We start from the raw sequence: 15122 nt of genomic DNA, 5'->3' as shown, positions 1-15122 counted from the left end.
GGAGGAGTCTCATGGAACAGACAGTAAAGGGAATGAGCCTCGATCGTTCTACTGACTTGAAAAAATACAATTTATATATAAACGGAGAATGGGTGGAGCCAGCGGGTCATGAATATTTTCCAAGCTATAACCCTGCAACGGGTGAAGCATGGTGTGAAGTCGCAAAAGGAACAGCTGAAGACGTTGACAAAGCTGTACAGGCAGCTCACCATGCTTTTTTGCATTCGGACTGGGCAAGCATGACGTTCACTGAAAGAGGACGCCTTGTTTACAGGCTAGGGGAGCTAATTGCCGAAAATATCGAAGAATTGGCACGCTATGAATCTATTGATAACGGTAAATTAATCAGGGAAATGCGCGGCCAGCTCCGTTATTTACCAGAGTTTTTCTACTATTACGCCGGACTTGCCGATAAGATTCACGGCCATACACTGCCGATTGATAAACAAGATATGTTTACCTTCACATCAAGAGAGCCGCTTGGAGTCGTTGCGGCCATCACACCATGGAACTCGCCTCTATATTTAACAACCTTAAAGCTGGCTCCTGCACTTACTGCGGGAAATACGATTGTTATTAAACCTTCTGAAATGACATCTGCTTCATTACTAGAACTTGTTAAGCTTGTTGAAAAAGCAGGTTTCCCGCCTGGAGTCGTAAACGTTGTGACTGGATTTGGGATGCCTGCAGGAAATACGTTAACTGCTCATCCGCTTGTTCGAAAAGTAGCGTTTACCGGAGGTGCTGAATCGGCCCGCCATGTGGTACGGAATACAGCGGAAAATTTTGCGCAGCTTTCCTTGGAGCTTGGCGGTAAGTCGCCAAATATTATTTTTGAGGATGCTGATTTAGATAATGCGGTCATGGGTATCATTGCAGGCATTTTTGGCGCTTCTGGACAAAGCTGTGTAGCGGGATCAAGAGCACTTTTACACGCAGACATTTATGATCAAGTAATAGAAAAGTTGATTGACCGGATTTCCCGCATTAGAATTGGTGACCCGCTTCATGATGACAGCGAAATGGGCCCTCTTGCCACTCCAGCTCAGCTAAAGCGTGTAGAAGAATTTGTTTCGCTTGGTTTGGCAGAAGGCGGAAAAATACTGTATGGCGGCAAAAGACCAGAGCATTTACAGAATGGCTGGTATTTTGAACCCACTATTTTTGAATATGCGGACCAAACTTCCCGCCTGACACAAGAAGAAATATTTGGACCTGTTCTCAGTGTCATTCCTTTCAGGGATGAAGCAGAAGCCATTGCCCTTGCAAACGATACAGAATACGCGCTTGCAGCCGGCATTTGGACAAGCAACGTAGCGAAAGCCCATCGTGTTGCGAAAGAGGTTCGGGCCGGTATCGTCTGGGTGAATACATACCGCAGCATTTCACCAATGGCGCCAATAGGTGGATCAGGTCTAAGCGGGTACGGACGAGAAGGCGGCTGTGAAGCGATTTATGAATATACCCAAAGCAAGACAGTTTGGATAAATTTATCTCAAGAGTCAATGCCCGATCCTTTCATTATGCGGTAATTAGATAAGAAAATACAACGAGTTATTAAAGGAGGAAGAAGTCATGAAATTGCTGGGCATTTCAGGTACGATTACGGGCTCAAAAACGCGGGTTGTCATTCAAAAGATGCTGGAAGACATTAAGTACAGCCACCCGGAAGTTGATATTGAACTGCTGGATCTAAAAGCATATGATCTTCAGTTTTGTGATGGGCGCAATCCGGCAGATTACACAGGCGATACAAAAAAAGTCATTGAAATGGTTTCCTCAGCTGATTTTTATCTGATCGGCACGCCGATTTTTCAAGGCTCTATCACCGGGGCATTAAAAAATTTATTTGATTTAATCCCGCCTCAACATTTTCGCAATAAAGTTATGGGCTTCGCAGCAACAGGGGGCACGTACCAGCATTACCTCGTTATCGAGAATCAGTTAAAGCCGATCGCCGGTTATTTCCGTGCTTTTGTGGCACCTGGCTCTGTCTACGCCCATAATGACCATTTTAATGCTCAAAATGAAATTATTGACCCGGAAGTCTTGAAACGAATGGCTAGCCTTAGTGAAGAAGTGGTTTTCATGCAAAAAATGCTGAAAGAACCTCAATACAGCTAAAGGTGGCTCAATATGAAAAAGCGAAGCAGCACGTCCAAAACGTTTTATGGCAAAGTGGTTTCTGGAAATCAAATCGGACGAACGATCGGGTTTCCAACGGCTAACCTTTCCATTGATTCGAGCATACCGTTCTTAGCAAAAGGTGTCTACGGTGTCAAAGTAAAGTATCGGGATCGGGATTATTACGGAATTATGAACGCTGGAAATCGTCCGACGATTAATAAAGAAAATCTTCATCTTCATTATGAGGTGCACATATTTGACTTTTGTGAAGAGATTTATGGTCAGGAATTAACAGTGGAAACATGTTTTTTTATAAGAAAAGAGATGTCTTTTCAGTCTCTTGAAAAGCTTGTCCGGCAAATTAACCGAGATGTTCAATATGCCAAATGGAAATTTAGTATAAAGCATGACATAGAAAATATTTTTTGGGGCTAGGAGAGATAAAATGAATCGGCATGTCGAAGAAATTATTCATTTGCCCGATCTGGCATTTATTCATTTTTGCAGTGAGCACTATGGTATTAACAGGGGCGTTTACAACACCATTGATTCCTGGTTCTACGAGCAGGGGGTTGAACATGTCATCGAGCGCCGTCAGCAAATTCTTTTATGCCTCATGTTTATCAAAGAAAAACAGGAAAATAAAAACGGTCGGTGTAAGTTTGGAGATGGAGGCTTAAAGATAAAGCTGCAGGAATACATCGCAAGCGAAAAAGAAGTCTTAAAGAAAGCAGTAACCGTTTAATCTTTGCTGAGAAAGGAGTGTGTATCTACGATGCCAAACATTAAAAGTTTAATAAAAAAAGATTTAATCATTAATGGAGAACGAATCCAAACAGAGAAGTATACAACGCTTTACGCTCCTTATTCAGGGGAAGTTATTGCAGAAATTGCCTCTGCAACAGAAATCGAAACAGAGCAAGCCATAACAGCAGCTTATAAGGCGCGTGAAACGATGGCATCTATGCCAGCCTGGAAGCGTGCAGAAATTTTAGAAACGGCAGCACAGCTTTTAAAGGATCGGACAGAAGAAGCTGCCAGCATCATTGCGTTAGAAGCAGCCAAGCCTTTAAATACAGCTCGGCAGGAAGTAGCACGGACTGTAGAAACATATAAATTTGCGGCAGAAGAAGCAAAACGAATTCATGGAGAAACGATACCGCTCGATGCAGCGCGCAGTGGAGAAAACAAGATTGCTTATACAGTTCGTGAACCAATTGGGGTAGTAGGTGCGATTACACCGTTTAATTTTCCAATGAATCTAGTTGCCCATAAAGTGGGTCCGGCTATCGCAAGTGGGAATACGATCGTTTTAAAGCCCGCTTCACAAACGCCACTCTCTTCTTTTTTTATTGCAGAGCTTTTTGAAGAAGCAGGGCTTCCGGCAGGCGTGTTAAACGTGATAACAGGAAGCGGCCGTATCGTTGGGGATCAGCTTGTAACAGACGAGAGAGTCAGCATGATCACTTTTACGGGCAGTCCGGCTGTTGGTATTGGCATCCGCAATAAAGCAGGATTGAAAAAGGTAACATTGGAGCTTGGGTCTAATGCTGCTGTTATAATTGATCAGCATACACCACTTGATCAAATTGCTTCCCGCTGTGTTACCGGGGCATTTTCCAATCAGGGCCAAGTATGTATATCACTTCAGCGCATTTATGTACATGAAAAGGTTTATGAAGAATTTGTTGAAAAATTGATCATTGAAACAAAAAAGCTGATTCTCGGTGATCCCCTTTGCTCAGAAACCAATATTTCTGCTCTTATTTCACCGGAAGAGACGAAACGTGCGCTCAGCTGGATTAAAGAAGCTGTAAAAGGCGATGCAAAATTAGCAACAGGAGGAGAGGTCGAAGGAACGGTACTTCAGCCAACGATCCTGTTAGAAGCAGGCCTGTCCATGAAAGTTTCCTGCCAGGAAGTTTTTGCTCCAATCGTAATCGTCAACAAAGTAAAAACAATAGAGGAAGCCATTGAAAAAGTAAATGATTCCCGATATGGCCTCCAAGCAGGTATTTATACGAATGATGTGCAAACTGCTTTGACTGCAGCAGATCAATTATATGTTGGCGGCGTAATGATCAATGATATTCCCACATTCCGGGTAGACCATATGCCGTATGGGGGAGTAAAAGAAAGTGGAACCGGGCGGGAAGGATTAAAATACGCGATTGAAGAAATGACAGAAATGAAACTGGTGGTCTGGAACCGGCAGTAAGGAGGGATGGTATGGCTTACTATGCGGCCTTGCTTCATATGATTGATCCAGAGAAAAACCAAGAAGTGCTTCCACGTCATATCGAGTATTTAAATCACCTTGATAAAGAAGGAAAAATACTAGCCAGGGGCCCCTTTGGAGACGGCTCTGGAGGGCTCGTAGTCTATCAAGCAGACTCTTTTGAGGAAGCAGCGGTGCTTGCGGAAAAAGATCCGCATGTGCTTGAAAAAGTGCGCCGCCTTGAACTAAAAGAATGGAAAGTCTGGACGCCTCCTGATAGGGCTTAAACAAAGGAATTGGGTTGTTTCTTAAGCAGCCGGCTGCTCGTAATAATAGGCAGCTGGCTGTTTCGTGTTGGTTTAAAGACAGGTCTTCACAGCGGGCCAGCTTAATGCAGCTTAAACACAGCACAGCTTAAAGCAAGCAGATAAAGACATGAGCCTGAGTATCTCCAGGTTCATGTCTTTATTTTTTTGGCTTGATCAGCGCCAGCCCTATCTCTATGTTCAGCAAAACTTCCAGGATGATGTCTCAGTCGGGAAAAATGAGGTTTTTATCTATTACTTGAAAGTCTATTTTCTCTGTCAGAAAAGTTAACAATCTCCCTTAAATTAGTCAATTTGTTTCGTTTTTTACAATCAACGACTCCAAAAACGGCGTATTCTATGGATAAGCAAAGTGACAAGCGAACAATTAGTCATTTTGAAAGAAAAATATTCGGAACGAATTAAAGGAGGATTTATTTATGCAAACACCTGAATTGAAAACTCAAACAATCTTACATCCACTTGAGCCCCTAACAGCTGAAGAAATAGGAGAAGCGGTGGCGCTGATTAGACAAGATAAAAGTTTGACAGAAACATATAAATTTGTTCAGGTGGTGTTGTATGAACCATTAAAAGAAGAAGTAGCCAGCTTTAAAGAAGGCGACCCGATCGACCGTAAGGCATTTATCATTCTGCTTGACAGCGCTGAAAACAAAACGTATGAAGCGATTGTATCGATTACAAATGAGCAGGTGCTCTCTTATGTACATATTCCGGATGTACAGCCAAACTTCTTGCTGGATGATTTTGAAATTGAAGAGCTGATTAAAAATGATCCTGAATATCAAAAAGCCCTTTTAAAAAGAGGTGTTACCGATCCAAGCCTAGTAATGATTGACCCCTGGTCAGCCGGCCACTTTAATGAACTGGATAATCCATACACACGTGTAACACGAGCGCTTGCCTGGGTTCGCAAATCGGAAAAAGACAATGGCTATGCATATCCATTAACGGGTCTTTACGCAATCGTAGATTTAAATAAAAAAGAAATTGTCCGTATTGAAGATTACGGTGTAAAACCGCTGCCGCCAACGGCTGGTAATTACGTGCCGGAATTAAATGAAGACATTCAGGTGCGTACAGACGTAAAGCCGTTGGATATCATTCAGCCGGAAGGTCCGAGCTTTGAAATCAACGGCCATCATATCAAGTGGCAGAAATGGGATTTCCGTATCAGCTTTACGCCGCGTGAAGGGCTTGTTATTCACTCTGTCGGATTCGAAGATAAAGGAAAAAGAAGACCGATTTTATACAGAGCTTCCTTGTCTGAAATGGTTGTTCCATATGCAGATACATCGGAAATGCACGGTCGTCAAAATGCGTTTGATGCCGGAGAGTACGGAATGGGTCAGCTGGCGAATTCATTAGAATTAGGCTGCGACTGCGTTGGGCATATTCATTATTTTGATGCGGTCATGGCAGATCATAAAGGAGATGTCCGCACGATTCCAAATGCGATTTGCCTGCATGAAGAAGATTACGGCATTGCCTGGAAACATACGGACTGGAGAACAAATGAAGTGGAAGTGCGCCGTTCACGCCGCTTGGTCGTTTCCTTCTTCTCTACTGTAGCTAACTATGATTATGGATTCTTCTGGTCCTTCTATCAAGATGGCACAATTGAACAGGAAGTGAAGCTGACAGGAATGCTGAATACAGGGGCGCTGGATGAGGGTGAAGTTCCGAAATACGGAAATTTAGTGGCGCCGCAGTTAAATGCAACCTTCCACCAGCACTTCTTTAACTTCCGTCTCGATATGGAGCTGGATGGTGCGAAAAACTCTGTTGTAGAAACGGAAACTGTGGCGGAAGAAAGAGGGGAACACAATCCGTTTAATAATGGATGGTACCCTGTGTCCAAAACGTTTAAAACGGAAAAAGAAGCGGTCCGCAAAATGAATTTGGAAACTGTGCGGACATGGAAAATTATTAACCCGGAATCGAAAAATTTTGTTGGACAGCCGGTGGGCTACAAAATTGTAACAGGTGAAAACTGCCTTCCGTTTGCGAATGACGATTCGAGCTTGATTAAACGGGCCGGTTTCTTGAAAAATCACCTTCATGTAACGAAGTTTGACCGCAACGAGCAATTTGCATCGGGCGCTTATCCGAATCAGCATCGCGGTGGAGACGGCTTGACGAAATACCTTGAAGCAGACCGCAATATTGAAAATGAAGATATTGTTGTTTGGTACACAATGGGCCACCATCACATCACTCGTCCGGAAGACTGGCCGGTTATGCCGACTGCGTATACGAATTTCCAGCTGAAGCCGGTTGGATTCTTTGACCATAATCCAGCGCTTGACCTGCCGCGTCCAGAATCAAAAAACAAGTGTCAATCAAACACAAGTGCTTCTTCCTCTTGCGGGCATTCGACAGAGATTTAAATCGTTTTTGGAGGCGGGCTCTTGAGCCTGCTTCTTTTTTATAAAAAATGGAGGTGCAGCAAAATGATCCTGATCAGCGGCTTTATTGTCCTTATGTATACCGTCTTTTTTGCTCTCAGCCTTTACCCGGTCAAGCAGCAGGTAAGCGCGGTGTCCGGAAAATGTATTGTTATGGCTTTCAGTATGGTGACTGCTACCCTTATCGGGCTGCTGCTTGCTTTTTCCATGCAGGGCCAGCTGGCGGTTTCCACCATTTTGTCCATTGTACTCAGCAGTATTTTCGCTTATGTAATTGGGCGCCCGTTCGGTTTAATGGGGATCGTAGAAGCGCTGATGTCGGGTTTTATGGGCGGCATGATGGGAGCCATGCTTGGTGAAATGATTCCTGTAAATCAAATGACGATTATGATAGCTGCCATGGACCTTTTTTATTTTTTTACAGCAGCCGTGATTATTACGATGATTCGCCGGGAAGTTTCCGCACAAAAAGAGGGATTGTTCAGTACACGCCGGCTTCCTTTTGCTTTGCTGACCACTTTATCAATCTGCATTATAGGCGGTGCCGCTTTATTTGACAGTGTGAAAGCAGCTGGCAGTGAAGTGGAAGAAAATGTACAGACCCATGACCACCATAACCATTGAATGGACTAACAGGACGGGCTGGGAAGAAAGAGACAGATTTAATAAAAGAAAAGCATAACGGGTGACTCCTCACCCCTTTTTTATTGCACGGCGTATAAAGAAAGAAGCTCGAAAACTGACGGATAAGAAAGGCGGAAGAAACATGACCCGACATTATGAAAAAGAAGTAAATTGCGACAAAGAATTAACCTTATCCCTAATCAGTGGAAAGTGGAAGATGTTTATCATTTGGACTTTGAATGATAAAGGAACGGTTCGCTTTAATGAAATGAGAAGACTGATTCCAGCCATTACACAGCGTATGCTGGTAAATCAGCTGCGGGAACTCGAGGCAGATGGAGTGATTCAGCGGAAAGTGTACCCTGTTGTGCCTCCGAAAGTTGAATACTCGTTAACGGAAATCGGCCACAGCTTAATGCCTATCTTGAAGTTAATGTACGACTGGGGGGGGAATTATCGGGCAACAATGGCTCAACAAAGTACGACTTCGTTAACCTCTATTTCACAATAATAGAATCAAAAAAGCATCCTTCTGTCAGGGTGCTTTTTTGTTTTGAGAACAAAAAAAGCCAAGAGGCCAGCTGCCTCTTTATATGATCAGTCATCATCCTGTTTTATCTTGTTATTTTTATAAATTTAAAACAAGGCAGTCTGTCTTAGCACGTGATACACATGTGAGCATGACTTGTTCTTCAGCTTTTTCTAAGTCGGTTAAAAAGAAATCACGGTGGTCTACTTCCCCGCCGCTCACAGGAACAAGGCAGCTTCCACACCCTCCGACTTTACATGAATAGGGAGCCTTCACTCCATGAGCAAGCAGCGCATCGAGTACACTTTCGTTTTCAGAAACAAGGATCGTTTCCCCGCTTTGCTTAAGCTTGACCTGAAGAGGGTGGGACGGACCAAAATCAGGAGGAGAAAAACGTTCAAAATGAATGCTTTTTTCCGGGTAGCCGTATTTTTTGGCTGCTTCCGCAAATTCGTTCATCATGGCTTCTGAACCGCAAAAATAAACGTGCGTGCCGATCGGCTGCTGTTTCAATAAGCTGGTATGCATTCTTTGCTGCTGGTCCGAAAAGTAAAAATGCGTTTGTTCCGGATAAGCCTGTTTTAAAAAAGAATAAAACGCGCACTGTTGGTTTGAAGGCGCAGCATAGTGCAAGTCAAATGATTTTCCTTTTCGATTTAAATCTGCTGTCATCGCTAAAAACGGTGTAATGCCGATGCCGGCTGCAAAAAAGACATGATGTTTTGCCTGGAAACTGAGCGGAAAATGATTTTTAGGATAGCTAATCTGCAGCCGTGCTCCTTTTCTAACCTTGCTATGCCAGTAAACAGAGCCTCCTTTTGAAACGGCCTGACGCCGAATCGCAATTTGGTAAGCTGACACATCAGCTGGATGGCTTGTTAAAGAATAGTGCCGCTCCAGGACACCATCTTCTTTGGGCAGAAACGTTGTAATGTGCGAACCTGCACTAAATCTTGGCAGGGAAACGTTTTCTGCTGGTACAAGTGTAAAGCTTTTAACAGAAGGCGACTCTTCTTTTATATCAGCCACAAAAACATCGATTACAGCACTTGTCATCATCATCATCCTTTCAAAAAAAGTTAAATACGGATATGCCCTAAATAAGCATCATGCCGTTTGGAATAGTGAGGAGAAACATCTAATTCAGTACGGCAGCTTGGGCAGAGAAAAAGATCCTCGTCATTTCGCTCGTGACGTGAATAGCATTTTACACAGAAGACAGCCACTTTTTGAGAACCGATGACTTTTAGCTGCATTTCTTCATCTGAAAACCCGGCTGTTTCTGCTGCCTCTCGAATTGTTTTAACAAAAGACGAACTTCCGGACACCACCAAGCGAGTCCCAATAAATTGAATGCGTAATATGGATAAAAGTCTTTCCGAAGAAACGGTTACCAGGCAGTCGATCGGATGAAAAGAAAGCTCCGGATAAGAGGAAAGAATTTGTTTCTTTTTTTGTTTTGTTTGAACAATAAAATGTAATCGGATATCAGTTGAAGAAAATGACTGTAAGGATGAAAAGCCCTCTGACAGGGCCGTTTCATCTAACACAATAAGCAGTTTGGCTGTATGAGGCGGGACGGAAAAATAATTGATTTCTTCTGCTTCTATTATTTCGAATAAAGGGGTCATTTTATTGCCTCCTCCTGTATGGGTAGATGTTTCTCCAAAAAGGCTAGCAAACTTTCTTTATAGGAAATAAAGCCTTTGTATCCAGCAATGCAGTCCGGCAGGTCACTTAATACCCGGTAAAAGCGCTCGGTCCATTCGGGCTTTTCGAGTAGGTCATTTAAAGAAATCAAGTGGCTGTGAATGCTGAACAAAAGTCCATTGCTTTCAGGGAGGCGAAACAAACGCTGGTCTTCTGTACGCAGATAAACGAGCTCTCCGGCTGTTTCGGCTGTCACTGCTTCTTTTTTGCTGCCCCAGTCACTGAATGTTTCTGGAAATGTATTAAGGATAGCTTCAACTGTTAACGTCCAGTTCAGCCGTGTCCAGGGTTTGCCGGCTTCCATGCGCATCAGGAACGACCGTACTTTTTCCGCTAACCCGCTGTCAGAAAAAACAGGGACAGGGGAATGGAATTCCAGGTAAGACATCCCCAGGTTAAAGTGGATAGACCAGTTGGCAGGAAAGCAAAGCTGGCCGGCATCCATAAAAAGATCACCGTCTTTTTGTGAGATGTAAATTAAGTCTTCCTGCACATGGCGGCCGATAAAGTCTAATGGTTCATAAGGGAGGGTGGAAGCATCTCCAAAACGAAACACTTCTTTTTCCTGAAGCAAATAGTTGTGAAACGTCCAGGTATCTTCTTTTTTGGTTACATGAAAGTAATTGGGATAATGGGCGGTAAGCTGGTTGATGACAAGCTCTAGTATTTCCCACTGAGCATCGATAGAATGGGAGAAAGATTGAAAAGCCCGTTCAGGTGTTTGGGATAAAATGCTCCGTTTTAATTGGATTTCCTCATAATATTCTGGCGTGATCGTAATGGCGGGTGAGGAAGCCAGCGTTTCGGAATTATTAGAATAGCGGTATGAATCTTCTTTGAACGGAAACGGAAAACGATTGACTAAAGGGCTGTTTGGAATATGGACCATATGGTTTGACATGATTTCATCCCTCCAATGAAATAAGATAGCGGTGTTTAATCGATTTACCTGTACGCCGATCATGTCATAAAATGCAAAAACCAAGCCAGACCCTTTTCTTGACTATCGGGAAAAACGATACTTTTATGTAAGAAAATATATCATTAAAAAGAAAACGATGAAAAAGCTTGTCAGATAATTTTCCAATTTGCTTTGAAAGAAGAATTTAGTTTCGTTTTTTACAATTGATAAAAGAAAAAAAGAATTATTCTGGAGGAAATATAACAAGAAAGGAGAGAAGAGGGTCTGAAGCACTCCATAACGTCCTGTTTTCACCAGAAGCTGTTTGGCCAAAAGAAAGTGGATAGAAAAAATGCACATGGTGATGACGATCGCTTGTCTATTGACTGTTTGACTGGTGACCAATTGAATGATTTGGTTGAATCAATCAAAAAAGCAGCCTGGAACGTTTCCAAAAAACTTGGCTGAATCGGGCTTGCCAAGAGACTGCTAGAAGAGATATTAGAAGACACAATCAAGTTCTCCTTATTGGTAAAAACAGATGGGCTTGTATCAGTACCTGCAGAATGTTAAAAGGAGCAGGCTAATCAGGTGAAACGTCAGAAAAGAAGGCGGTAATATTTCTGAAAATTCAATCAAATGGAAAGGGGTTTTCTTTATGAATCTTTTCGGAAAACGATCAAAATGTACTTATTTATTTTTTCTTTTGCTGTTGTTGATTCCGAGTAATGCGCTTGCGGCAACCGAAACTCCGGCTATAGATACGGGGGATACGACTTGGGTTTTAATTGCAACAGCTCTTGTTCTTTTTATGCATGTGCCAGGACTTGCGCTTTTTTATGGCGGGCTTGTGAGTGAACGAAATGTCGTATCGACCATGATGCACAGCTTTGTCAGCCTGCTGATTGTCAGTATCGTCTGGGTATTATGGGGCTACACATTAAGCTATGGAACAGATCTCGGCGGCGGCTTGATTGGCGGCTTGGATTATCTCGGTTTTAAAGATGTAGGCGGGGAAGCAGCCCTCGGCAGCTTGACCATTCCGCATTACTTGTTTGCGATGCTGCAGATTGTGTATGCAGCGATCACTGTTGCTATCATTTCAGGCGGTATTGCCGGCAGAATTTCTTTTAAAGCATGGGTCGTTTTCGCAGCAGTGTGGCCGACTCTTATTTACGCACCGATGGCTCATTGGGTTTGGGGCGGCGGCTGGCTGTTTCAAATGGGAGAGCTTGACTTTGCCGGCGGGACGGTCGTTCATATTTTGTCAGGTGTCGGAGCGCTTGTAGCGGCGTTGATGATTGGTCCAAGACGGGGGTATTTAGAAGAGGAGCAGCGTCCGCATAACATCGTATTGTTCTTGTTTGGTGCCGCGACACTGTGGTTCGGCTGGTTTGGCTTTAATGGGGGCAGCGCTCTTGCATCAGGCGGCATTACATCACTTGCTTTTATCACGACACATACTGCAGGAGCAGCAGCCGGTCTTAGCTGGCTGATCATCGAGTGGTCGCTGCGCAAGCGTCCGACGTTAATTGGAACAGCAACAGGGGCCATTGCCGGGCTGGTTGCCATTACGCCTGGAGCAGGATTTGTTACGGTTCCTTCCGCTTTAATCATTGGCTTGCTGGCAGCGCCTGTTTGTTATTTCAGCATTCACTTTTTAAAGGCCCGTTTAAAATATGATGACACACTGGATGCATTTGGCGTACATGGTATGGCAGGGATCTGGGGGGCTATTGCCACTGGTCTATTTGCAACCAAGTCAGTGAACCCGGCGGGCAATAACGGTTTGTTTTACGGAAATCCGGAGCAGCTTCTTCACCAGCTGACGGGGGTGGGCACGGCCGTACTTTTATCCGGCATTGGCACGTTTGTGATCTTAAAGGTAATGGGTATGTTCATGCAGCTTCGTGTAAGCGAAGAAGAAGAAATGATGGGACTTGATTTAAGCTTCCATGAAGAACCTGCGTATAATAACGAGAACCTAGAAAAAGTGGATGAACATAAAAATATCTCAGGTATGTGAAGAAAAATGTACTCTATAGTGTACGATTCCAGCTTGCAGCTACTCTTCAACTTGAGGAGTGCCTGCGGGCTTTTTTTGTAGCACCTATTGTAAATATCTGAACAAAATGCTGAACCTAAACCGTATTTTCACTTTAAAGGTCTGTTAGTGGAAAGAATACTTTTTAGGTTATCCACCGAAATGCCAACGTGAATTTACGAAGAAAATATTTTGCATGATCCTTCATATGTACAGGCACTCATGAAAATTCTTTATAAAAAAATGCAAAGAAATTCTTTTTTTAAACAAACGCCCATACCAGCTGTCATCCATTTGAATACAGTAAGGAGAAAGTCAAATGGATGGAGGGTTTAATGTTGGAAGATCAAAATGTATATCCGGAAGAATTTTTCTCTCACGAACAGGGCGAGTTTGATGAAGCACTAGAGGTACAGCAGCCGTATCACTACTATCCAAGACCACGGCACCCGCGTTACCCGTACTTTCCATTGTTCCCTTTATTTCCATTTTATCCGTATTATCCGTACCCTCGTTATCCACGCTACCCGCGCTACCCGCGTTACCCTCAGTACCCTGGATACGGCGGCGGATATGGTTACGGTGGAGGACAGTCAGGTGGATATTCTGGCGGCGGATATGGCTACGGTGGAGGGCAGTCAGGTGGGTATACTGGCGGCGGAGATGACTATGATAGAGGGCAGGACAGCTAAAAATACTGTATGTAAAGTGAATTAGAAAATGAGCAAGCATCCATGAAGAAATTCATGGATGCTTTTGTCATGTTAAATGTCTGTTTTTCTATAAAGGAAAATGAATAAAGTTATTTACCAAAAAATTTTATTTTAAATCATAAGTCAGAGTATTGAGCCACTGGAAGAATAACGGAGAAGCGTGTGCCCTTGTCTGGTTTGCTATCAATAGTTATATTACCGCCCATAGATTTTACAACGCTATATACAACCATTGTTCCCAGTCCAGTGCCTATATCTTTAGTTGTAAAAAAGGGGGTTCCCAAACGCTCAAGTTGCTCCTTATTCATTCCGATCCCTGTATCTGATATAGTGACCGTAGCCTCATTACCAAGGCGGTTTAAACTAATTTTTAGTTTTCCGCCCTGGGGCATTGCTTCAATTCCGTTTTTTAAGATATTTATAAGGCACTGATGAACCTTTTCTTTTTCACCAGCAATATAAACATCTTCTTCTAATTTCATTTCTATTACTACATTATTCATAGCAGCATAAGGCTCAATAAAATTTTTAAGGCTTATCAATTGTCTGTGAAGGTCTAATATCTCTATATTTCCTAATGAAGGTTTCGCAAAGGTAAGATAATCCGTGATCGTAGACTCAGCTTTTTCTAATGCCTCCAAGGCTGTATTTATATAAAATTTCTTGTCTTTATCTGAAAGGTTAGGTTCACGTAACATTTGAAGAAATCCTTTAGTAACGGTTAAAGGGTTACGGACCTCATGAGAAATGCTAGCAGCAATTGTGCTAACGGTTTTTAGCTTTTCAAGCTTTTTTATCTCATTAGAAAGGATTTTATTCTTCTTCGCTTTTTCATTAACGAGTACGAAAAATAAGACTCCTACAGTTTGAAGTATGACAACACTCACAATGAACATAAGATAATCTAAAGTAAAAACTGCTGGGGACAAAAGCGGAACCGCTATTGATGTAATTAACGCACTGACTACAGAAGTACTCGCAGCAGTTAATAGCTTTCTTTTTAGGCATTCAATCTTTCTAAAAAAAGGAATGACGAGAAACAATAAAACACATATAGAAGAATAAAGGAGGAAGGCTATATGAAAATTAGGTATCCCTAAGTACAAGCGGTAGCCCAACAAAATCCCTGTTAAAATTAAGGCAACTTTACGTCCTCCATATAATGCTCCTACGATTAAAGGAACCTGCCTAAAATCTATAAGATTTCCTTTGAAGATGGTAATAGGAAAGCTCATACAAAAAATAGTGAAAACTCCGCAAACAAGCGTAATGACAAGTGTGCTTGTAAACTTGCTGGTTTCTTTTTCAAGAAACTTAAAATAAATAGAGAAACAAAAATAAGCTAAAAAAACATTTAGCAAGTAGGTATCAGAGTTTTCGAAAAGAATGTTCAACGTAATAACCTCAATTTTTCAGTAATTCCTATAATAAGTCTGTTTAAAAGGACGAGAGCGTAAAATATTTTGTGTAAATGAGTAAATAGAAAAAGGAAGACCTTTTCTTGTAGAATTGAATCACCACA

Annotated in this window: 15 protein-coding genes; 11 read left to right on the top strand and 4 right to left on the bottom strand. The window is 42.6% G+C overall.

Annotated features, from left to right (window positions below; genetic code table 11):
• The first annotated feature begins 11 nt into the window (after positions 1-11).
• The 9 genes from RG959_RS21970 (at position 12) to RG959_RS21930 (ending at position 8214) form a co-directional block, all read left to right on the top strand.
• Positions 12-1532 carry an aldehyde dehydrogenase gene (locus tag RG959_RS21970; RefSeq protein WP_342798955.1) on the top strand — a complete coding sequence of 507 codons (1521 nt, stop codon included), beginning with the start codon at positions 12-14 and terminating at the stop codon, positions 1530-1532.
• Between the two features lie 43 nt (positions 1533-1575).
• A complete protein-coding gene (locus RG959_RS21965) occupies positions 1576-2124 on the top strand; it encodes an NADPH-dependent FMN reductase (RefSeq protein WP_342798954.1) in 549 nt (182 codons plus the stop codon).
• A 12-nt stretch (positions 2125-2136) separates the two neighbouring features.
• Positions 2137-2562 carry a riboflavin kinase gene (locus RG959_RS21960; protein WP_342798953.1) on the top strand — a complete coding sequence of 142 codons (426 nt, stop codon included), beginning with the start codon at positions 2137-2139 and terminating at the stop codon, positions 2560-2562.
• Between the two features lie 10 nt (positions 2563-2572).
• Positions 2573-2872: a hypothetical protein gene (locus tag RG959_RS21955; protein ID WP_342798952.1), complete on the top strand. Its 300-nt coding sequence runs from the start codon at positions 2573-2575 to the stop codon at positions 2870-2872.
• Between the two features lie 30 nt (positions 2873-2902).
• Complete coding sequence (locus RG959_RS21950; RefSeq protein ID WP_342798951.1) at positions 2903-4345, top strand: aldehyde dehydrogenase family protein; 1443 nt, start codon at positions 2903-2905, stop codon at positions 4343-4345.
• A gap of 11 nt (positions 4346-4356) precedes the next feature.
• Positions 4357-4632, top strand: a complete 276-nt coding sequence (locus RG959_RS21945; protein WP_342798950.1) for a YciI family protein — start codon at positions 4357-4359, stop codon at positions 4630-4632.
• Positions 4633-5090: 458 nt separating this feature from the next.
• Positions 5091-7061 (top strand): primary-amine oxidase, encoded by a 1971-nt coding sequence (locus tag RG959_RS21940; RefSeq protein ID WP_342798949.1) that lies wholly within the window; start codon positions 5091-5093, stop codon positions 7059-7061.
• Positions 7062-7124: 63 nt separating this feature from the next.
• Positions 7125-7703, top strand: a complete 579-nt coding sequence (locus tag RG959_RS21935; RefSeq protein WP_342798948.1) for a hypothetical protein — start codon at positions 7125-7127, stop codon at positions 7701-7703.
• A 142-nt stretch (positions 7704-7845) separates the two neighbouring features.
• The gene (locus RG959_RS21930) at positions 7846-8214 is read left to right on the top strand and encodes a winged helix-turn-helix transcriptional regulator (protein ID WP_342798947.1); all 369 of its coding nucleotides are present in this window, start codon (positions 7846-7848) and stop codon (positions 8212-8214) included.
• Between the two features lie 117 nt (positions 8215-8331).
• Here the strand turns inward: RG959_RS21930 and RG959_RS21925 are convergent, their stop codons facing one another.
• Genes RG959_RS21925 through RG959_RS21915 form a run of 3 tightly spaced genes read right to left on the bottom strand, consistent with a single transcriptional unit; the run spans position 8332 to position 10843 of the window.
• Entirely contained in the window at positions 8332-9288 is a 957-nt protein-coding gene (locus RG959_RS21925) for a PDR/VanB family oxidoreductase (RefSeq protein ID WP_342798946.1), read from the bottom strand.
• A gap of 23 nt (positions 9289-9311) precedes the next feature.
• Positions 9312-9863 (bottom strand): dimethylamine monooxygenase subunit DmmA family protein, encoded by a 552-nt coding sequence (locus RG959_RS21920; RefSeq protein WP_342798945.1) that lies wholly within the window; start codon positions 9861-9863, stop codon positions 9312-9314.
• Positions 9860-10843: a heme-dependent oxidative N-demethylase family protein gene (locus RG959_RS21915; RefSeq protein ID WP_342798944.1), complete on the bottom strand. Its 984-nt coding sequence runs from the start codon at positions 10841-10843 to the stop codon at positions 9860-9862. The genes RG959_RS21920 and RG959_RS21915 overlap by 4 nt, the downstream gene beginning before the upstream one ends.
• Before the next feature lie 757 nt (positions 10844-11600).
• Here RG959_RS21915 and RG959_RS21910 point away from each other — a divergent pair.
• Together RG959_RS21910 and RG959_RS21905 are read left to right on the top strand one after the other, a co-directional pair.
• A complete protein-coding gene (locus RG959_RS21910) occupies positions 11601-12869 on the top strand; it encodes an ammonium transporter (protein ID WP_342798968.1) in 1269 nt (422 codons plus the stop codon).
• Positions 12870-13222: 353 nt separating this feature from the next.
• Positions 13223-13579, top strand: a complete 357-nt coding sequence (locus tag RG959_RS21905; protein ID WP_342798943.1) for a hypothetical protein — start codon at positions 13223-13225, stop codon at positions 13577-13579.
• 137 nt (positions 13580-13716) lie between these two features.
• Here RG959_RS21905 and RG959_RS21900 read toward each other — a convergent pair whose 3' ends face one another.
• Positions 13717-14994 carry an ATP-binding protein gene (locus RG959_RS21900; RefSeq protein WP_342798942.1) on the bottom strand — a complete coding sequence of 426 codons (1278 nt, stop codon included), beginning with the start codon at positions 14992-14994 and terminating at the stop codon, positions 13717-13719.
• Positions 14995-15122 lie beyond the last annotated feature (128 nt).

It is taken from the genome of Domibacillus sp. 8LH (assembly GCF_038806185.1).
Classification (GTDB): domain Bacteria; phylum Bacillota; class Bacilli; order Bacillales; family Domibacillaceae; genus Domibacillus; species Domibacillus indicus_A.
The sequence above is the reverse complement of the archived record's forward strand: the minus strand, read 5'-3'. Positions and strand labels throughout refer to the sequence as shown.